Source organism: Rhizobium giardinii bv. giardinii H152, assembly GCF_000379605.1.
GTDB lineage: Bacteria > Pseudomonadota > Alphaproteobacteria > Rhizobiales > Rhizobiaceae > Pararhizobium > Pararhizobium giardinii.
On the sequence record NZ_KB902579.1, the window covers coordinates 250,651 to 269,576 of the forward strand.

An 18,926-nucleotide genomic window follows, 5' to 3' on the forward strand; every position below is an offset into this window, starting at 1 on the left:
AAGATGCTTCAGCTGCAGGCGTAGGCTTCGAGCTGGTCCCGCGTCAGGAATCGGCCGCCGGCTCGGGAATTGAGGTCCGGATGGGTGTATTCAAGGCTGGGGACGTCTGGAAGCTCAAGCGCCTGGCGCACGGTCATAATGCCGACGTCACGGCGATCGGTTCCACGCTTCAAGCTGACTTCGACGATGCGATACAGATTTTCCTCTACCATGTTTTCTCTCCCGTCGCGTATTCTTTTGATTCTGGGCCGCAGTTGTTACTCCGAAATTGGTTTTTATGAGGCGCCTTCACTAATAACATGCCACAGGTAAACGAATCACAACAGTCATTTTTCAGCAAAAGCTTGGCTTTCGTGGCGTAACGATACGTGATTTTCGAGCAAAGAATCTGCTTGGAGGTATTTTTCGAGCATACGCCCAGAATGCGGGCATCCTCTCCGGTTTTTTGATGGAACAATATTACTTTTGAGATGTTTCGTTGCTGGAGAACAGGAGTACCGAGATGGCCAATGTCAAAAATTTGCGAACTGGTTTCACAGGTGAACTGGATGAGGCAGGCGGCGTGGCGGTAAAAGCAAAACAGGCGGCGAGCTATGTCAAGGACGAGGCGAGTGCGGTGGCAATGACGGCTCGTGATCACCCGTCTGCGACCAGCACGGCGTTCCTCATGGTCGGTGCGGTAGCCTTTCTTGCGGGCTATCTGTTCGGCAGCGCCGCCAGCCCACCCCCGCAGCGCCGCCGTTACTGGTAAATGCTGCGTCGCATGAAAAATTGCTTGACTTTGCTGCAATGCAACAATAAAGTCATATTTATCGCAGCGATTCACCTCCTCCCGAAAGGCTGCGATCGACCAGCGGTCACCTCCTCCCGACCGTGGGTCATTTTCAGAAGCCTGCCGCACCTCCTCCCGCGGCAGGCTTTTTTCATTTTGCTGTTTGCCCAACGGGAACCAAATGAGTTATCCTTCTTGTCTGATGGCAAGAAAATCGGAGGAGACGCTCATGCCATATGCCAAGTGGTCCAGTCCCGTAGAGGTCGGGTTTGGACAAAAAGGCTCTCAGCTTGTCCAGGGACCGTTTGATGCCCTGATCTGCCTGATGGACACCTGGCCGGATTTGCGCGGTCCGCGCTATGTCGCTGCCAGAAGTCTGTGCCGCGCCGCGCTCGACGGCCGCAAGTCGCCCGAGGAAGCGAGGGAGGTCTTCATCTCCGCCGCGAAAGAGGCAAGACTACAGGCGCATTGACGGTTGACCGGGCAGACTTCAGAAGCTGAAGCCTGCAACCGCGCGTGAAAAACGCCTCTCGCGAACCGCCAGCCTGCTGGCGGAGCCAGTAACTTTTTTAATAATTCGTATTTCTTCCTTTACTACCCCACGTTGACTGTACCCTGCACATTGAGCATGATCTGCCCGATGGATGAGGCCGCGTGTTCCGTTCCCGTCTCTTGTTTGTCTCATGCTCACGTGCAATTTTCCAACCAGCATTTAACCCGAGGGATTGAACAGAATGTCCAAGGTTGTTGGTCTGGTGTAGAAGGCGAAGAAGGGTTCTGGCTTGTCGATTTCGAGGCGGGCACGCTCACTAAAATCGATGATGGGGCCGACGACTCTTTCGCGTTTGCTGCCCGATCGCGTCAATCCGGCGAACCGGTGGTGCGCGGGGTGAAATTTGCGGTATTGGCAGACAACGGTGAGGAGCCGGCCAGTGGTCTTTTTGATCGTGGCCCTACCGCTGCCCCCCGGGTGCACGGAGTGAAATTTGCCGTCGTCACGAACAATGGCGAAGACCCTGCTGGCGGCCATGTCGATCGCGGCCTATCCCGCAAGCCGGCGGTCCAGGGACAGGAGTGCTCCGTGATGACGCACACCGGCCACGGTGTTGCCAGCGGGCATTGCGATCGTGGTGCGGTCACGCGCGGCATCGATGTCGCGCTCATGGCAAGCAACGGCAGCGCATCCGGCGGCTTCATGGATCGCGGCCCGGAATAAGCCGGTTGCGAACCGAGAGCGTGGGCGCTGTGGGTGAGACGGCACTGAGCAGCTATTGCGATCGTGTCATCGCGCCGGAAGAGACGCTTGCGCGAATAAAACCCTTCCTGTGCCGGTTCGGCGTGACACGGCTTGGTCGTCTGACGGGGCTCGACAACATCGGCATTCCGGTGTGGAATGCCGTTTCGCCCAACGCCCGGTCGATCGTCATCAACCAGGGCAAGGGCATCACCGACATCGACGCCAAGGTCTCCGCCGCCATGGAAGCGCTGGAGCGCGCCGTTGCCTGCGAGCCGTGCATTGCGACCCGTTGTGCAAGCCGCGACGCGATGCTGGCGGCGGGCGAGCAGGCCATACCCCTTCATGCCCTGACAGCGCACGGATTTGCCGACCTTGACGATAGTGAGGAAGTTCGCTGGGCGAGTGGCCACGATCTTTTGAAGGACGAGACCGCGTGGGTACCGCTTGACGCCGCCAGCCTCGACCGGACGCGTGACGATTGCCGCTATTGGCAGTCCTCCGATGGACTGGCGTCCGGCAACACGCAGACGGAGGCAACGCTGCACGGCACGCTCGAGCGGATCGAGAGAGATGCCGAGGTGCTGTGGCGGATGATGCCATTGGCAAAAAGGCTACAGACATTCCTTGACCACGCAGCTTTCGGCGACGCGGTGCTCTCCGATGTGGTGGGCCGCATCATCGACGCCGGACTGACGCTGCGCCTTTTCGATATCACCAGCGATATCGCCGTGCCCTGTTACACGGCCCTTCTTGCTCCCAAGGACATTCTTTCGATGAAACAGCCGCTCTACCATCAGGCGACGATCGGGCATGGTTGCCATCCCAACCCCGTTCGCGCCGCTGTCCGGGCAATTACGGAAGTCGCGCAATCGCGCCTGACCTATATCAGCGGCGCGCGGGACGACGTCTTTCCTGAGACCTTTACCCGCCCGCTCGCTGAGGAAACGCGCGTCCTGTTTACCGCCACAGCTGCGCCGCGCGCCGTCGCCCGGCCGCCTGTCGCCGAAGGGCCGGATGCGCTCCTTGCCCATGTTCTTCGAAGGCTCAGCGATGCGCACATTAAAACGGCGGTTGCCCTGCCGCTCCTGCATGGTGATTTCCCGTTTTCGGTGGTGAAGGTTTTCCTGCCGCAGCTGGAGAATCCCGACGGCCTGCGCAAGCGGCGATTGGGACCGCGCGCTGTCGCCCGTATGCTGGAGACGGCATGAAAATCGTCTTCGTCGGCCCGACACTTCCCGACGCCCGAGTTCTGGCAGCCAAGGATATCATCATCCGCCCACCGGCCATCCAGGGCGATCTCCTGCGTGCGGTACGCTCCGGCGCTTCCGCAGTCGGCATTATTGACGGCAATTTCGAGTATGTGGCGCCGATCTGGCATAAGGAAATCCTCCATGCGCTGTCGCATGGTGTAAAGGTCTATGGTGCCGCCAGCATGGGCGCGCTGCGGGCCGCTGAATGCGCCGACTTCGGCATGATCGGTGTGGGGCGGATTTTCAGTGACTATGCTGCGGGTATTCTGGAGGATGATGCCGATGTGGCGCTGCTCCATGGTCCGGCGGAGCTCGGTTATCTGCCGCTGACCGTACCGCTGGTCAACGCGCTGGCGACGCTCGAGCACCTGCAGGCGACAGAGGCTATCACTGCCGATGTCGGGGCGGCGCTCGAGCGGGCGGCGAGCGCGATCTTCTACAAGGAAAGGACGTGGTCCGAAATCGTCAGGCGCGCAGGGCTTGCCTCCCCGATCGACCGGCAATGGCTGGCGACGGTTCTCAAGAGCGGCGCGGTCGATCAGAAGCGCATGGATGCCCTGGAATTGTTCGGCCTGATGGCGGCTGCAGATGACCGTCGCGGCGAGCGGCCGGCGGGCTGGGCATTCCGGGCGACCAGTATGTGGAAGGCGGTGGCGAGCTCTGCCGATGAGGCCGGCTGAGTGACACACAGGGCATGTAGATTTGCCGGGCGGTGCATTATATAAGGCCGGCGGACGCGGATTGACGCGGGTGCCGTTTCCGGCACCGAACCGAGAACGACTATCATGGGTGACGACATCAAGATGCCGGCGGGGCCGGGCGGCGGACGCTATTTCAAAGCTCCCGTCTTCGCCGTGGCGCCGATGATCGACTGGACCGATCGTCACTACCGGTTCCTGGCGCGGCAGCTTTCCAGGCATGCGCTGCTCTATACCGAGATGATCGTTTCCGAGGCGATCCTGCGCGGCGACCGGGAGCGGCTGCTGGGGCTCGACGACACCGAGCAGCCGGTGGCGCTGCAGCTTGGCGGCAACGATCCGGGCAGGATGGCGCAGGCGGCGCGGATCGGTGAGGACTTCGGCTATGCCGAGATCAACATGAATGTCGGCTGTCCGTCGGACCGGGTGCAGTCGGGCACGTTCGGCGCCTGCCTGATGCGCGAGCCTTCGCTCGTTGCCGACTGCGTGGCGGCGATGAAGGCGGCGGTGTCGATCCCGGTGACGGTCAAATGCCGGATCGGCGTCGACGACCAGGAGCCGGAGGTGGCGCTGCGCGATCTCGTTTCCCAGGTCACCAAGGCCGGTACGGATGCCGTCTGGGTGCATGCGCGCAAAGCCTGGCTGCAGGGGCTGTCGCCGAAGGAGAACCGCGAGGTTCCGCCGCTGGATTATGGTCTGGTGCATCGGCTCAAGGCAGAAAATCCTTCTCTTTTCATAGGCCTGAACGGCGGTCTTGGCAGTTTGAATCAGGCCCTCGACGAGCTTGAGCATGTGGACGGCGTCATGCTCGGTCGGACCGCCTATCATGATAGCGCCATGCTGAGTGCCGTGGATCAGTATTTTTCGCATCCCGTGACGGGTGTGGGGCCGGTCGATCTCAGCGCCGAGGCCTTCACCGCCAATGGCCACCGGCAGTCGCTGGAATTCTGGGCCGGGGTGCGTGACGCGATGATGGGGCATGCGGACCGGCATATCGCGTCCGGCGGGCGGCTCATCCATATCAGCCGCCACATGGTCGGGCTGTTCCAGGGCTGGCCGGGGGCGCGGCGGTTCCGGCAGATCCTGTCGGCCGATGCGACGCGGGCAGGGGCCGGGCCGGAGGTGATCGCCGCCGCTTTCGACGCGATCTTTGCCGCGGCAGAGGCGAGGCAGGCGGCGGAGTAGGAATGAGGCAGTAGCAGTAGGCAGTATGTCTTTGATTCTATTGTCTATTTTCTCGAAAAAAACGGCGCCCCGAGGGACGCCGTTCAAGTCAGTCATCGCAAAGCGATCAGATCTAAGCTTAGGCAGCCTGGATGTTGACGGCCTTCGGGCCCTTGCCCATGCGATCCGGCTCGGTGTCGAAGGTGACCTGCTGGCCGTCCTTCAGGGTCTGGAGACCAGCGGCCTGCAGCGCCGAGATGTGAACGAAAACGTCCTTGGCGCCGCCTTCCGGCGTGATGAAACCAAAACCCTTGTCCTGGTTGAAGAATTTTACGGTGCCCTTGGTGGCCATGGGAGAAGTCCTTATTTCCCTTGATGATGTGCCTTCACCCCTGCCAGGGTGGAGACCTTTTTTCTTCCCGGTTTTGTCTTTATTCCGGAAAGCCAGTCGGTGAAGTCGATAACGGGGAAAGAACGCCTACAGTGCCTTTTCGGCACGCCCGGATTGCTCCGGGACCATACAGCCAGTCCAGTCTCCGGGATGCAAACGCCCGAACGCTGAAATAATTGGCAGCAAATCGTGAAAATAGCAAGCGATTAATGCCCCGAATTTCAACCGCATGCTGTTCCTTTTCCGGGGTGATCTGCGCAGGTTGCGGTACGTGCCGCAATGGCACAGCCGTCCGGGGAAAACCGTCCGTTGGCCGCCATGTCTCCACAATTTCGTCCCGGCTATGGCGGAAGAAGGGGCGAACCGCCCTCCGGTTCCGGCTTGATGCAGCGGGCGCGACGGGTTAGGGCGGGAACGACGGATGCTGGAAGACGAGGTGGCCTGGTGATCGATCCCTATGAAACGCTTGGACTTGAACGCGATGCCGATGAGCAGGCGATCAAGGCGGCCTGGCGCAAGGCGGCGAAGACGGCCCATCCCGACCAGGGCGGCGACGTCGAGGGTTTTGGCCGGCTGCAGGCCTGCTACGACCTGCTGAAGGACCCGGTGCGGCGCAAGGTCTATGACAATACCGGCTACGACCCGCAGCTTGCCGATCCGCGCGACTTGAAGGGCATCCTGATGCTGGAGACGCTGGTCAACGAGTTCATCCTCGACGAGCGCGAGCCCGGCAGCTTCGACCCGCTCGCCGCCATGCGCCGCAAACTGTCGGACGACATCGTCAAGAGCCGCTTCCATATCCTCGAGCTCGAGCGCCACCGCGCGCGCGTCCGCCAGCACATCGACCGGCTCGGCCGGCGGCCTGCTGCCGACGTGCTCGGCTCGATGCTGCGCACCCGCTCGCAATCGATCGCCGACGCCATCCGCAGCGCCGAAGCACAGATCGAGGCGATCGAGCAGGCCTATACGATGCTGGAGGGCTATTCCTATGAGCTGGAGCTGCTGCCGGAGGTGAAGGCGGCGGAATAAGGCGGGCCGCAGGCGGCGATTGGCCGCGGCACGCATCAACAATAGTACCGGACCGGGACGTTGGCGGCGGCCCGCAGCGAGATGAGGGGGCGGCCGCGCTTGCCCGTCGCGTACCGGTACCAGTAGGGAAGGGACCGGTGCATCCAGTGGTCGCGTGGCTGGACGCGGCGGACGATCTCGCCGACGAGCCACAGGTAGGGATCGTCGGTGGCGCGCATGTAGTGACGGAGGAAATGAAGCTCGCCCCGGTCGGCCCACAGACACGTTGCCAGCAATCGCCGGTAAAATTTCAGGTCGCCGGGGGCGAGTCGGTCGAGGCAGGCCGGGCCGTGCGGCGACCGGCCGAGGCAGCGCCCCTTTCGCCGGCAGGCCGGATTGGCGCAGATATCGCCGGGCAGTCCGAACATCTCGACGATGCGGGGCGGCAGCGCGGCTTCGCGCAGATCGGCAGAGGTGGGCTTGGCGGGCATGGCGTTTCTCCGTTGTGGTGGCGCGGCCGGCAAAGCGGGCATGAACCCGCCTTCACGCGACCGGCCGGTCCGTGGTTTGGTTCGGTTTCGTATCCGCCCGCCTGCCGTTGCGGCAGGCTTCGGACGGGGCGCTCGCAAGAGCCTCATGGAGTATTGGGAAGGTGGCTCTCGCCAGCGCCCCGTTCGGCGGTTTTTGCCCGCAAACTCGTTCCGCTACGGCCTGATCAGCCCTCTGTGCGATTGCACGCCCGCAGCAGCAGCATCGGCCTGCGGAGGGGAACCTTCTTGCGAACCCCGGCCTCGGGGACTTCCGTCCTTTCCCCGACCCCGGCGCCGGCCCCGCCTCGCTGCCACGGCTGGCAGGGTATCCGTGGCGGGACGGGAGGAGTATGGCATGAGGGCGCGGGGCGGGGATGAACGGGGGTGTGGCGCGGCTGCAGGAAGGGTGAATCTCGAGAAGATTTTGGTCACGGTCACGATTAAGTATTTGAGTCTAAGTGCTTATTATCCTCGTGGAGGAGGTGTGGCGAGCTTGCCCGACCAACTCACTATCCTCGTTTTGTGCCGCTAGGGGAGAGATACGATTCTGCCGCTTGCTTCACTGCCCGTCTTCTTCGCCTTTGTAGCCGTGATCCAGCCACCGCGCGTCGGGGGGAGCAGCGTCTTTCCCAAAGCAATTAGTCCTTTGCACCATGGATTAAGATGCCGCCGTCATCTGCTACTATCAAGAAAAGTTTGCCAAAATGATTTATGGTATCCAGCTTGACTTGCAGTACTCAAAAATGAACCATTTACTTGTACCGATAACATTGATTTAGGAAGCTATGGCTGACCGTTGGCATGTGAATTGGCTCAGTGAAGGCGTTGAGCGATGGAATAAGCGCCGTAAAAAAGTAGATTTTTCGCCAGAGTTATCTGGCGTCAAATTTTTTGACCTCTTACCGCCAGATTTCCGTGACTCTCCGAAGACGTCGCGTTTTTTCGAAGGCATCGATTTGTCAAACGCCAATTTAACTGGCGCTGATCTATCAGGACTTAATTTTTACAATGGAAAGTTTTCGTATTCCGATTTGACCGGCGCGGACATGTCTATGTCCAATTTTAACAACGCAACGTTCATTGACGCGAATCTGTCGGGAGCGAACTTAACTCGCTCACTGCTAATAGGCACCGTTTTCGAGAACTCACGACTGTTAGAGGTGTCTTTCGCGGATGCCAATGTCTCAAATGCAATTTTCCTAGGAAGCGACTTCGATAACGGCGTGCAGGAGTCGATTGAAAAGCAATCTGCTCACGTATTTGAAGATCGCGATGCTTACGAGGCTCAATTCGCTGTTAACCGTTCTGCGATTCAAATCAACGATTCCGTTTCGCATAGACTTATTGGACGCAAAGCAGCGGATGAGAAGACGCGTAAAAATAAATATGACGTCTTCTTCGGCACCAACAGAACACCTGTATTTACTAGGGGAGTCTTGGTTGATTTCAATCGGGATCACACCACCAATATCAGCTATGGTGTTTGCGAAGTCATTGTCCCAAATAGCCACAAAATCGGGTCTTTGGGCTCTCCGCTTTGGAAGCGACTTCTCAATAGAAAAGACGATCGCTTAAGACTAGATTCCTTAATTCCGCTAAATGAGGAATTATTTTGGTCTTTTCTAAAATCCACATCAGATAAAATGAGGATTAAGGAGCGCCCAACGATATTCGTTCATGGTTTTAACAATACATTTGAGCAGGCCGTATTGCGGGCTGCTCAAATAGGATACGACATCGGCCTTGGCCAGGGCATCGGGCTATTCAGTTGGCCTTCCAAAGGTAGCATGACTGCCTACAACGCCGATGAAGCCTCATCTGAGTCCAGCAAATATGCACTAGCTGATTTCATCGAGCAGTTTGTCGAGAATTCGCGACAGAAAAGCGCAAATATAATTGCCCATAGCATGGGTTGTCGAACCGTACTCGGAGCGCTTGAGGTTTTATCATCGACGAGATCTCATGTGCTGAAGCGTCTGAATCAGATAATTTTAGCTGCGGCGGATGTAGATACTGGCATTATGCCTTACGTTGGTGTTCACGCCATAAACCATTCAACGAGAACCACATCTTATGTTTCGGAGACGGACACCGCTCTTAAGGTGTCTGGGTGGCTACATGGTTTCCCACGTGTGGGTGTGACACCTCCGGTCTTCGTTCTTTCGGGAATGGATACAATCCTTGTAAACAATTTGGATCTAGGCGAGTTCTCGCACGGATACTTGAGCGCCAGCCGCACAATACTGAACGACATATTCGCGCTTTTGAGCGCAAATTCGCCACCGAATGAACGGCATGCTGTCGAATCAGTAAAAATTGGTGCTCAGCAATACTGGCGGATTAACGATCAATCTAGCAAGTCACGCTCAATCTTGAGAACAACGAAATCCCTGCCAGTTGGCCCCAAGTCTACTGCCCCGGCCGCCCCGTTTTCCCCTTCGTCTTCTTCTGCCGCTTCACATCGCCCGCATCCTCGTAGGAGCCGACGCCCGCCTTGGCGCGGATGAAGGGCTTTGCGTCGTCGGCGCTGGATCCTCGGGTCAGGCCCGAGGATGACGGGGTCGAGGATGACGCAGGGGAGGTCGAGGATGACGCAGGGGAGGTGAGGTCGCGTTTTTCCGGCTGGCCGGGCAGCACCGGTTTTTCCGGCAGCTTGCCGCGGGTGTTGAGCGGCTTTTCGGTGCGGCCGACGGTCATTTCGTCGAGGGTGTTCTTGCGGAAGAGGGAAGACCCCTCCCTCCCCACAGGGGGGCGGGAGTCGACCGTGGATGCCGCGCCGGGCGAGCGGGCCGGGCGGGTCATGTCGGTGCCTGGGCCCATGTTGTCGAGGCTGGGTTTGGCGAAGAGGGAGCGGCCGGGTTGATCTCCCCCCTTGTGGGGGAGATGGCCCGAAGGGTCAGAGGGGGGTATTGCGGCAGATTCGGCGGTTGAGGGGGCACCCCCCTCTGTCCTGCCGGACATCTCCCCCACAAGGGGGGAGATTGGGGCCGAGGATGCCGCACCCGGTCCTCGGGTCGCGCTGCGCTTGCCCGAGGATGACGGAGAAGTACGGCTACCCTCCATCGCCCGCGCCTCTTGCCGTGCCATTGGGTCGTCCATGACGGCGAGTTCGGCGGCTTTGAGGCGCTTGATCTCGTCGCGCAGGCGGGCGGCGGTTTCGAAGTCGAGGTCGGTGGCGGCGGCGCGCATCTGTTTTTCGAGCGCCTCGAGATGGGCGGCGAGGTTGTTGCCGACCAGTTCGGTGATGCCGCCCTTGACGCCCCTGATGCCGATGTCGGCGCGGACATGGTCTCTCTCGTAGACCGAATCGAGGATGTCGGAGATCTTTGCCTTGACCGATTCCGGGGTGATGCCGTGGGCCTCGTTATAGGCCATCTGCTTTTCGCGGCGGCGGGAGGTCTCCTCCATGGCGCGTTGCATCGAGCCGGTGATCGTATCGGCATAGAGGATGACCTTGCCGTCGACGTTGCGGGCGGCGCGGCCGATGGTCTGGACGAGCGAGGTTTCCGAGCGCAGAAAACCTTCCTTGTCGGCGTCGAGGATGGCGACGAAGCCGCATTCGGGGATGTCGAGGCCCTCGCGCAACAGGTTGATGCCGACCAGCACGTCGAAGGCGCCGAGCCGCAGGTCGCGGATGATCTCGATGCGCTCCAGCGTGTCGATGTCGGAATGCATGTAGCGGACGCGCACGCCCTGTTCGTGCAGATATTCGGTGAGGTCCTCGGCCATGCGCTTGGTGAGCACGGTGACGAGGGTGCGGTAGCCGGCGCTAGCGGTCTCGCGGATCTCGCCGAGCACGTCGTCGACCTGGGTCTTGGCCGAGCGGACCTCGACCGGGGGGTCGATCAGGCCGGTCGGGCGGATCACCTGTTCGGCAAAGACGCCGCCGGACTGTTCCAGCTCCCAGGCCGCAGGCGTCGCCGAGACGGCAATGGTATCGGGGCGCATGGCGTCCCATTCCTCGAAGCGCAGCGGCCGGTTGTCCATGCAGGACGGCAGGCGGAAACCGTATTCGGCCAGCGTCGCCTTGCGGCGGAAGTCGCCGCGATACATGCCGCCGATCTGGCTGACCGAGACGTGGCTCTCGTCGATGAACAACAGGGCGTTGTCGGGGATGTATTCGAACAGGGTCGGCGGCGGCTCGCCGGGCTGGCGGCCGGTCAGGTAGCGGGAATAGTTCTCGATGCCGGCGCAGGAGCCGGTCGCCTCGAGCATCTCGATGTCGTAGCGGGTGCGCTGCTCCAGCCGCTGGGCCTCGAGCAGGCGGCCGCCCTTTTCCAGTTCGGCGAGGCGCAGTTTCAGCTCCTCCTTGATCGACTTGATCGCCTGGTTGAGCGTCGGGCGCGGCGTGACATAGTGGGAATTGGCGTAGATCTTCACCGATTTCAGGTCGTCGGTCTTCTGGCCGGTGAGCGGATCGAACTCGGTGATGGCGTCGATCTCGTCGCCGAACATGCTTATGCGCCAGGCGGCATCCTCAAGGTGGGCGGGGAATATTTCAATGGTGTCACCGCGCACGCGAAAAGAGCCGCGCTGGAAATCCATGTCGCGGCGCTTGTATTGCTGGGCGACGAGGTCGGCCAAGAGCTGGCGCTGGTCGAGACGGTCGCCGACCGTCATCTGGAAGGTCATGGCGGTATAGGTCTCGACCGAGCCGATACCGTAGATGCAGGAGACGGATGCGACGATGATGACGTCGTCGCGCTCGATCAGCGAGCGGGTGGCCGAGTGGCGCATGCGGTCGATCTGCTCGTTGATCGACGATTCCTTCTCGATGAAGGTATCCGAGCGCGGCACGTAGGCTTCCGGCTGGTAATAGTCGTAGTAGGAGACGAAATATTCCACCGCATTGTCGGGGAAGAAGTTCTTGAACTCGGAATAGAGCTGCGCCGCCAAGGTCTTGTTCGGCGCGAGGATCACGGCGGGGCGCTGCGTCGCCTCGATCACCTTGGCCATGGTGAAGGTCTTGCCCGAGCCGGTGACGCCGAGCAGCACCTGGGTGCGGTCGCCGTTTTCGAGGCCCTCGACGAGGTCCCGGATCGCGGTCGGCTGGTCGCCGGCGGGCTCGTAGTCGGATTTCATGACGATCCGCAGGCCGCCCTCTGACTTTTCCGGCCGGGCCGGCCGGTGCGGCGTCCACAGCTTGCCGTCCTTGAACAGCGGATTGCCGCTCTCGATCAGCTTCGACAGCGCCTCGACGGTGGCGGTGACGCCATTTTCTGCGCTCACGGGCTCGTCGCCCTCCGCGCGGGGCGCCGGGCGGCCGGCGGCGGACGCTTGTCCGCTGCGCTTTCCTCCGGAGGTCCCCTGCCGGCCAAGGCCGAGCCGCTGGGCTTCCTCGAGCGAGATATCGAGGCCGGCGACCGGATTGAGCCCGGCGGCGGCGCGGGTCTTCGGGTCGGAGGTGCCGCCCATCGATGTTCCCCGCGCGGATTTGGAGGCGGCGATCTCGACCTTCTTGCGGTGCTTGCCGGCCTTCGAGGCGACGTCGTGGCGGGTCTCGATCGTCTCGGCCTCGGCCATGCGCTGCAGCTCTTCGGCCCAGTCCGACACGTTGGACGACAGCGGCGTGCCTTCGAACGAGGCCTGCGGGGCTTCCTCGAAGCCGCCAGGGTCGGGGCGGGGGGATTTTTTCGGTGCTTTCGACATGCCGGGGAATATGGAGAGAGTCCGGCGGAAAGGGAAGGGGGCGATGAGTACAAAAAGGCAACGGACAGGCCGGCTACTGCCAGTTTCTGACACATGGCGAGAGGCACGGCGGCGCCCACAGCGCAGGGTGAAAAACCGCCGCGGGGTCTTGCCCGGATTGGCGCGCTGCAGCTAGATGCGGGCCGCTTTCCACTCTCCCAGGATTCGTCCCATGCCCTTTGCGATCAATCCGGCCGCCGTCTGGCCGATCCTGCTGCTGCTCCTGTCGAACGTGTTCATGACCTTCGCCTGGTACGGCCATCTGAAACACGCCTCGTCGCCGCTGTACCTGGCGATCGTCGCCAGCTGGGGCATCGCCTTCTTCGAATACTGCCTGGCGGTTCCGGCCAACCGGATGGGCAACACGGTCTATTCCGCCGCCCAGCTGAAGACGATGCAGGAGGTGATCACCCTCGTCGTCTTCGCCGCCTTCTCGACCTTCTGGCTGAAGGAAACCCTGACCTGGAACCATGCGATCGGCTTCTGCCTGATCGCCGGCGGCGCGGCCTTCGTGTTCAAGGGCTGATCTTTCGCCATCCTGCCGGTGCTTCGCAGAATCGCCACAAGCATGCCGTAGCGCTATCTGGAATGCGCGAGGGAAGGGTTTGATGAGCCTGGCATTTTCCACCATGGCGGCATTGCGGTTCGGCACGGGATTCCGGCCACAGCAGGTGCCGCCGGCAAGCGTCGAGGAACTGCTGGCGCAACTGCCGGCGGGGCGGCGGGAAACGCTGTTGTTCCCGCATGGCGGGCTTGGCGCCGCCCGCCAGCGGATCGTCGAGGCGGCGGACAAGCAGGACGCGCTCAAGCGGGCCAACAAGACCGCCGATGAAGCGACGAAACGCGTCAACCGCAAGCGCCTGATGGTCGAAATCAACACGCATCTCGGCGAGGATGAGCATGCGCGGTTCATGCAGGCCGTGCTGTCGCCCAACGGCTTCAACGAGCGGCTGGCGACCTTCTGGCTGAACCACTTCAGCGTCAGCTCAATCAAGGCGCAATTCATGCGGCTTCTGGTGCCCGTCTACGAGGCCGAGGCGATCCGGCCGAACATTGGCGGCCGGTTCGCCGACCTCGTCAAGGCGGCCGTCCTGCATCCGGCGATGCTGATCTATCTCGACCAGGTGAAATCCTTCGGTCCGAACTCGCCGCAGGGATTGAAGCGCAAGCTCGGATTGAACGAGAATCTCGGTCGCGAACTGCTGGAGCTTCATACGCTCGGCGCCGGCAGCGGCTACAGCCAGGCGGATGTGCGCAATGCGGCGTTCGTGCTCACCGGCATGACCGTCGATCGCCGCAGCTACCGCGCCCGCTATGCCGTGAAGATCGCCGAACCGGGGGCGCGGGATGTGTTGGGCAGAACCTATGGCGGCCGCGGTCGCGGGCTGCCGGATATCCTCGCCCTGATCGAGGATCTGGCGGCAGCACCGGCGACACGCGATCATGTCTGCCGCAAGATCGCCGGCCATTTCCTGGCCGACACGCCGCCGCCGGAGGTGGTGCGGGCCATGACCTCCGCCTGGGAGGACGAGGACGGCGATCTGACCGCCGTCTATGCGGCGATGCTTCGTCACCCCAAAAGCTGGGACGACGAAGGACAGAAAGCCAAGCCACCCTTCGATTACATCGTATCCGGCCTGCGCGCGCTGTCCGCCACGCAAGAGGACTTGCAGGACGGCGGCCTGGCCAAGCCCAGGAAGATGGCGCAGGCCGTCGATCGGGACGCAATGGAGGCGAGGGCGACAATGCCGGCTGCCGCCGGCAAAAGCCTCGATCTGGCGATGCCGACGCTGCGTGTCAACCCGCTGACGGTGCAGGCCGCGGCAAGGCTCGGCCAGCCGCTCTGGAGACCGCCGAGCCCAGCCGGGTTCGAGGACAATTTTTCGACCTGGATCGCCGGCGGCCCTCTGGCGGACCGGATCGCCTGGGCGCGGCTTGCCGCGGCAAGGCTGGGCGGCGACCGCGACCCGCGGGATTTCCTGCAGGCCGCATTGCGCGATGCGGCCCGCCAGGACACGATCGACATCGTCTCGCGGGCACCCAGCCGGCAGATGGGGCTTTCACTCGTTCTCGCATCCCCGGAATTCAACAGAAGGTAAGCCGCAGATGGTCAAGCTGTCGATGAGCCGCCGGGCGTTTCTCACTTCGGCCTGCTGCGCTGCCGCAGCGCCGCTGATGACGTCCCTGACGCTGGCGGCGGCGCCCGGCGACAAGCGACTGGTGACGATCATCCTGCGCGGCGCCATGGACGGGCTTTACCTCGTCCAGCCCTATGCCGACGGCGCGTTCAAGCTTCATCGCCCGACGCTTGCCCTGACGCCGGAGAGCGGCTTGATCGATCTCGACGGTTTCTACGGCCTCAACGCCGACGCAAAGGATTTTCTGCCGCTCTGGGAAAGCCGCGAGCTTGCTTTCGTGCACGCCGTCTCGACGCCCTACCGGGACGGGCGCAGTCATTTCGACGGGCAGGACGTTCTGGAGAACGGCGGCTCCGCGGTCGGCGAGGAAAAGAGCGGCTGGCTGAACCGGGCGTTGTCGGCCATGCCTTCCGGACCGGCCCGGAAAGCGATCGATGTCAACACCTCGGCGGAACTGCTGTTGAGCGGTGACAACGATGTGGAGGTCTGGTCGCCACGCACCGATCTGGCGATGAAGAACGACGAGCGCAGCTTTTTCGAGCGGCTTTACCGCAACGACCCGGTGTTCGCCAAGGCGATGGCCGATGCGTCCCTCACCGATTTTTCGGTCGACGAACTCTATGGCGACGGCAAGCGCGGGGTGAAGGCCGTCGATATTGCGCGCCTTGCCGCGGGCATGCTGATGCAGGACTACCGGATCGCCAGTTTCTCGCTCACCGGCTGGGATACCCATGCCGGCCAGAAGATGGCTTTCAGGGGACCCGCCGCGGAGCTGGCAACGGCGATCCTGACCATTCGCAGCACGCTTTCGCCAGATGTCTGGAAGGAGACGATCGTCGTCTGCATTACCGAGTTTGGCCGCACCGCGCGCGAGAACGGCTCCCTGGGAACCGACCACGGAACCGGCGGCCTTGCGGTGATCGCCGGCGGCGGCATCGATGGCGGCAAGGTCATCGGACAATGGCCAGGGCTGGGCGAAGAACATCTGCTCAACGGGCGCGACCTGATGCCGACCGGCGACGTGCGCGAACTGGCGGCGGCGATGCTCTATCGGCAGTTCGATATTTCACCGGGCAGCCTGACGAACACCATCTTTCCGGGTCTGGATTTCAGCCCGTCGTCGATCTACCTCAAATCCGTCTGACGGTTGGGACTGCGCAGCAAGAGGGATGAGCGCGAGCCCATAGGCAAGCCCTGCCCCAAGGGGGTAGGGGACGACCAGCCGCAAGCCAATCTCTGAGATCCAAGGCGTCGGCTTTTCGCCGCTAGCCTGCCTTTTCGCCGAACAGCGTGTCCAGTATCTCCCCCTCCAGCCGTGCCAGTTCGGGCGAACCGTGGCGGCGGGGGCGCTCCAAGGGGATGTCGAGATCGAGGGCGATCCTGCCGCGGTCGATGACGATGACGCGGTCGGCCAGTGCTACCGCTTCGGCAACGTCGTGGGTGACGAGCACGGCGGTGAACTTCTGCTGCAGCCAGATGCGCTCGAGCAACTGCTGCATCTCGATGCGGGTGAGGGCGTCGAGCGCGCCGAGCGGCTCGTCGAGGGCAAGGATATAGGGGTGGGCGACGAGGGCGCGGGCGAGTGCGACGCGCTGGCGCTGACCGCCGGAAAGCACCGAGGGCCACTCGCCGGCGCGGTCGGCAAGGCCGACTTCGCGGAGGATGGCGAGTGACTTTTCGCGGGCTTCCTCGCCGCCGGCAATGCCGGTCAGGCCGACTTCGACGTTTTTGGCGATCCGTGCCCACGGCAGCAGGCGCGGCTCCTGGAACATGATGCGGGTGCGGTTTTCGCCGTTTTCCCCCTTTTTCACCGTCAGTGTGCCGGTGGTCGGCCTGTCGAGCCCGGTGAGCAGCCGCAGCAGGGTGCTCTTGCCGCAGCCGCTCTTGCCGATGACTGCGAGGAACTGGCCGGCGGGAACATCCAGGTCGATATTGTCGAGGACGGTCTTTTCGCCGAATTTGCGGCCGATATCGCGGAAGGAAACGGCGATATCCTGCGGATCGCGCCCGCGGGCCTGGGGCGCCGCGTAGGGAAACCACTGTCTCGGCGTGGTTTCGCGCAACGCACGCGCTTCGGCCGTTTCCTTCGGCGTCTTACCAAGGGGCTCGGATTTCGGATTAAGGGCAATGACAGACATTCAGGTCACTCCGTATTCGGTTGGCTCGTGTCTTCAGGCGGTCTGGAAGGCCGGGTGCCATTGCAGCGTCAGGCGCTCGAGCAGCCGGGCAAAACTGTCGGCGAGCTTGCCGAGCAGCGCGTAAATCAGGATCGACAGGACGACGACGTCGATCAGCAGGAACTCGCGGGCCTGCATGGCCATGTATCCGAGGCCGGAGGAGGCGGCGATGGTTTCGGCGACGATCAGCGTCAGCCACATGATGCCGAGCGCATAACGCAGGCCGACGAAGATGGCGGGCAGGGCGCCGGGCAGGATGACGCGGAAGAACAGGCTGCTGCGCGACATGCCATAGACGCGGCCCATCTCGACCAGCTGCGGATCGACGCTCTGGATGCCGAGCAGCGTGTTGACGTAGATCGGGAAGAACACGCCGAGCGCGACGAGAAACAGTTTTGCCTGCTCGTCGATGCCGAACCAGAGGATGACCAGCGGGATCAGCGCCAGATGCGGGATGTTGCGGACCATCTGCAGCGTCGTGTCGGTGAGGTTTCGCGACAGGCTGGAGAGACCATTGGCAAGGCCGAAGACGAGGCCGATCGAGCCACCGATGACGAAGCCGGACAGTGCGCGGGCGCTGCTGACGCCGATGTTCCGGATCAGTTCGCCGGACAAAAGCAGACGCCAGAAGGCTTCGGCAACCGCCGAAGGGGCGGCCATGACGTTGGGCGAGATCAGGCCGGTGCGGGCTGCAATTTCCCAGAGAAGCAGGATAATGGCGGGCAAGGCCCAGCCCGAAGCATTTTTCAGGATCGATCGACCGGTGGTTCTCATCGTCTGTCCTTTGTGTCCCTTGTCCGCGTGCCGGCCCGGATCGACCGGCACGCCTGGCGCATTTCCCGGGAGGAAATCAGTTGCTCGGAGCTGTCCAGACGGCATCGCTGATGGTGATCGCCTTCGGGATCAGCCCGAGCTTGAAGAAGCGGTCGGCAGTCTGCTGCTGGCTGGCGACGATCTCGGGCGTGACCGGTCCGATGCCGAAGGAGGCGCGGCCGGCGGCGAGCGTCTGCGCGTCCAGCGGCACGCCGGTCACCTCATGCAGCGCCTCGGCCACCTTGTCGCGGTTGGCATCCGCCCAGCCGGCGGCTTCCTTCAGCGCTGCGATCGTCGTCGAAACCGTTTCCGGGTGTTTGGCGGCGAAATCGCGGTTGGCGAGGAAATAGGTATTGACCTTCAGCGTCTCGGCCGAGGTCGTGAGAATGCGCGGCTTGTAGCGCGTTTCGGCAATGGCGAAGAAGGGGTCCCACACCGCCCAGGCGTCGACCTTGTCGCTGGCGAAGGCGGCGGCGGCATCGGCGGGACTGAGATAGACGGGCGTCACCTCGTTGAAGCCGATACCGGCCTTTTCGAGGGCGGCGACGACGAGATTGTGGGAGCTGGTACCCTTGGCGACGCCGATCTTCCTGCCCTTGAGGTCGGCCACCGACCGGATCGGCGAATCCGGCTTGACGAAGATCGCCTCGCCCGTGCCCTGCGACGGAAGGGCGGCGACATAGACGATGGCCGAGCCCGCTGCCTGGCCGAAGATCGGCGGCGCATCGCCAGTCCAGCCGACATCGATCGAGCCGACGTTCAGTGCCTCGACCAGCGGCGGGCCGGCGGTGAACTCGACCCAGGACACGCTGATGCCCTTCGGCTCCAGCGCCTTCTCGATGATCTTCTGTTGCTGGGCGATGACCGGCAGGCCGGTCTTCTGGTAGCCGATCCTGAATTCCGTCAGCTCGGCGGCGACGGCGCTGGAGGCTGCAAAAAGCCCGGCAGCCAAAAGGCCGGTGGCGAAAATCCGTCTGGTCAGTGCGAGCATCGATCCCTCTTGCGGTTGGCGGCAGGCGATGACGCCTATCCGCTGAACATGAGGTCATGCTAGATAAAT

18 protein-coding genes are annotated in these 18,926 nt (G+C 62.3%); 10 read left to right on the top strand and 8 right to left on the bottom strand.

Features of this window, described 5'->3' with window-relative positions:
• Window positions 1-8 precede the first annotated feature (8 nt).
• Window positions 9-212, bottom strand: coding sequence for a hypothetical protein (locus tag A3AY_RS0104785; protein WP_018324547.1), 204 nt, complete (start codon window positions 210-212; stop codon window positions 9-11).
• Window positions 206-943, bottom strand: a complete 738-nt coding sequence (locus A3AY_RS38910; RefSeq protein WP_154663248.1) for a hypothetical protein — start codon at window positions 941-943, stop codon at window positions 206-208. The genes A3AY_RS0104785 and A3AY_RS38910 overlap by 7 nt, the downstream gene beginning before the upstream one ends.
• Window positions 944-1,001: 58 nt before the next feature.
• On the opposite strand from A3AY_RS38910, the gene A3AY_RS0104795 reads away from it, so the two are divergent.
• The 5 genes from A3AY_RS0104795 (at window position 1,002) to dusA (ending at window position 5,142) form a co-directional block, all read left to right on the top strand.
• Complete coding sequence (locus A3AY_RS0104795) at window positions 1,002-1,244, top strand: DUF982 domain-containing protein (RefSeq protein ID WP_018324549.1); 243 nt, start codon at window positions 1,002-1,004, stop codon at window positions 1,242-1,244.
• 168 nt (window positions 1,245-1,412) lie between these two features.
• Window positions 1,413-1,988, top strand: coding sequence for a hypothetical protein (locus A3AY_RS38915; RefSeq protein ID WP_154663249.1), 576 nt, complete (start codon window positions 1,413-1,415; stop codon window positions 1,986-1,988).
• Window positions 1,989-1,993: 5 nt separating this feature from the next.
• The gene (locus A3AY_RS0104810; RefSeq protein WP_018324552.1) at window positions 1,994-3,217 is read left to right on the top strand and encodes a YcaO-like family protein; all 1,224 of its coding nucleotides are present in this window, start codon (window positions 1,994-1,996) and stop codon (window positions 3,215-3,217) included.
• Window positions 3,214-3,939 carry a TfuA-like protein gene (locus tag A3AY_RS0104815; protein ID WP_018324553.1) on the top strand — a complete coding sequence of 242 codons (726 nt, stop codon included), beginning with the start codon at window positions 3,214-3,216 and terminating at the stop codon, window positions 3,937-3,939. Before A3AY_RS0104810 ends, A3AY_RS0104815 begins: the two co-directional genes overlap by 4 nt.
• A gap of 105 nt (window positions 3,940-4,044) precedes the next feature.
• Entirely contained in the window at window positions 4,045-5,142 is a 1,098-nt protein-coding gene (gene dusA / locus A3AY_RS0104820) for a tRNA dihydrouridine(20/20a) synthase DusA (protein WP_018324554.1), read from the top strand.
• 118 nt (window positions 5,143-5,260) lie between these two features.
• On the opposite strand, the gene A3AY_RS0104825 is transcribed toward dusA, so the two are convergent.
• The gene (locus tag A3AY_RS0104825) at window positions 5,261-5,473 is read right to left on the bottom strand and encodes a cold-shock protein (protein ID WP_018324555.1); all 213 of its coding nucleotides are present in this window, start codon (window positions 5,471-5,473) and stop codon (window positions 5,261-5,263) included.
• 423 nt (window positions 5,474-5,896) lie between these two features.
• Here A3AY_RS0104825 and A3AY_RS0104830 point away from each other — a divergent pair, with 423 nt between their 5' ends.
• A complete protein-coding gene (locus tag A3AY_RS0104830) occupies window positions 5,897-6,541 on the top strand; it encodes a J domain-containing protein (RefSeq protein WP_085995004.1) in 645 nt (214 codons plus the stop codon).
• A 35-nt stretch (window positions 6,542-6,576) separates the two neighbouring features.
• On the opposite strand, the gene A3AY_RS0104835 is transcribed toward A3AY_RS0104830, so the two are convergent.
• A complete protein-coding gene (locus A3AY_RS0104835; RefSeq protein ID WP_018324557.1) occupies window positions 6,577-7,011 on the bottom strand; it encodes a hypothetical protein in 435 nt (144 codons plus the stop codon).
• A gap of 824 nt (window positions 7,012-7,835) precedes the next feature.
• Here A3AY_RS0104835 and A3AY_RS37375 point away from each other — a divergent pair.
• Window positions 7,836-9,557 carry an alpha/beta hydrolase gene (locus A3AY_RS37375; protein ID WP_083925892.1) on the top strand — a complete coding sequence of 574 codons (1,722 nt, stop codon included), beginning with the start codon at window positions 7,836-7,838 and terminating at the stop codon, window positions 9,555-9,557.
• Here the strand turns inward: A3AY_RS37375 and uvrB are convergent.
• Complete coding sequence (gene uvrB, locus A3AY_RS0104845) at window positions 9,460-12,699, bottom strand: excinuclease ABC subunit UvrB (RefSeq protein WP_018324559.1); 3,240 nt, start codon at window positions 12,697-12,699, stop codon at window positions 9,460-9,462. The genes A3AY_RS37375 and uvrB overlap by 98 nt on opposite strands.
• A 211-nt stretch (window positions 12,700-12,910) precedes the next feature.
• Here uvrB and A3AY_RS0104850 point away from each other — a divergent pair, with 211 nt between their 5' ends.
• From A3AY_RS0104850 to A3AY_RS0104860, 3 genes are all read left to right on the top strand, one after another.
• Window positions 12,911-13,264: a DMT family protein gene (locus tag A3AY_RS0104850; RefSeq protein ID WP_018324560.1), complete on the top strand. Its 354-nt coding sequence runs from the start codon at window positions 12,911-12,913 to the stop codon at window positions 13,262-13,264.
• A gap of 82 nt (window positions 13,265-13,346) precedes the next feature.
• On the top strand, window positions 13,347-14,837 hold the full coding sequence (locus A3AY_RS0104855) for a DUF1800 domain-containing protein (protein ID WP_018324561.1): 1,491 nt from the start codon (window positions 13,347-13,349) through the stop codon (window positions 14,835-14,837).
• 7 nt (window positions 14,838-14,844) lie between these two features.
• Complete coding sequence (locus tag A3AY_RS0104860) at window positions 14,845-16,020, top strand: DUF1501 domain-containing protein (protein WP_018324562.1); 1,176 nt, start codon at window positions 14,845-14,847, stop codon at window positions 16,018-16,020.
• A gap of 121 nt (window positions 16,021-16,141) precedes the next feature.
• Here the strand turns inward: A3AY_RS0104860 and A3AY_RS0104865 are convergent, their stop codons facing one another.
• From A3AY_RS0104865 to A3AY_RS0104875, 3 genes are all read right to left on the bottom strand, one after another.
• Window positions 16,142-17,014: an ATP-binding cassette domain-containing protein gene (locus A3AY_RS0104865; RefSeq protein ID WP_018324563.1), complete on the bottom strand. Its 873-nt coding sequence runs from the start codon at window positions 17,012-17,014 to the stop codon at window positions 16,142-16,144.
• A 33-nt stretch (window positions 17,015-17,047) separates the two neighbouring features.
• On the bottom strand, window positions 17,048-17,827 hold the full coding sequence (locus A3AY_RS0104870; RefSeq protein WP_026203117.1) for an ABC transporter permease subunit: 780 nt from the start codon (window positions 17,825-17,827) through the stop codon (window positions 17,048-17,050).
• Between the two features lie 76 nt (window positions 17,828-17,903).
• Window positions 17,904-18,857 (bottom strand): sulfonate ABC transporter substrate-binding protein, encoded by a 954-nt coding sequence (locus A3AY_RS0104875; protein ID WP_018324565.1) that lies wholly within the window; start codon window positions 18,855-18,857, stop codon window positions 17,904-17,906.
• Between the last annotated feature and the right edge of the window lie 69 nt (window positions 18,858-18,926).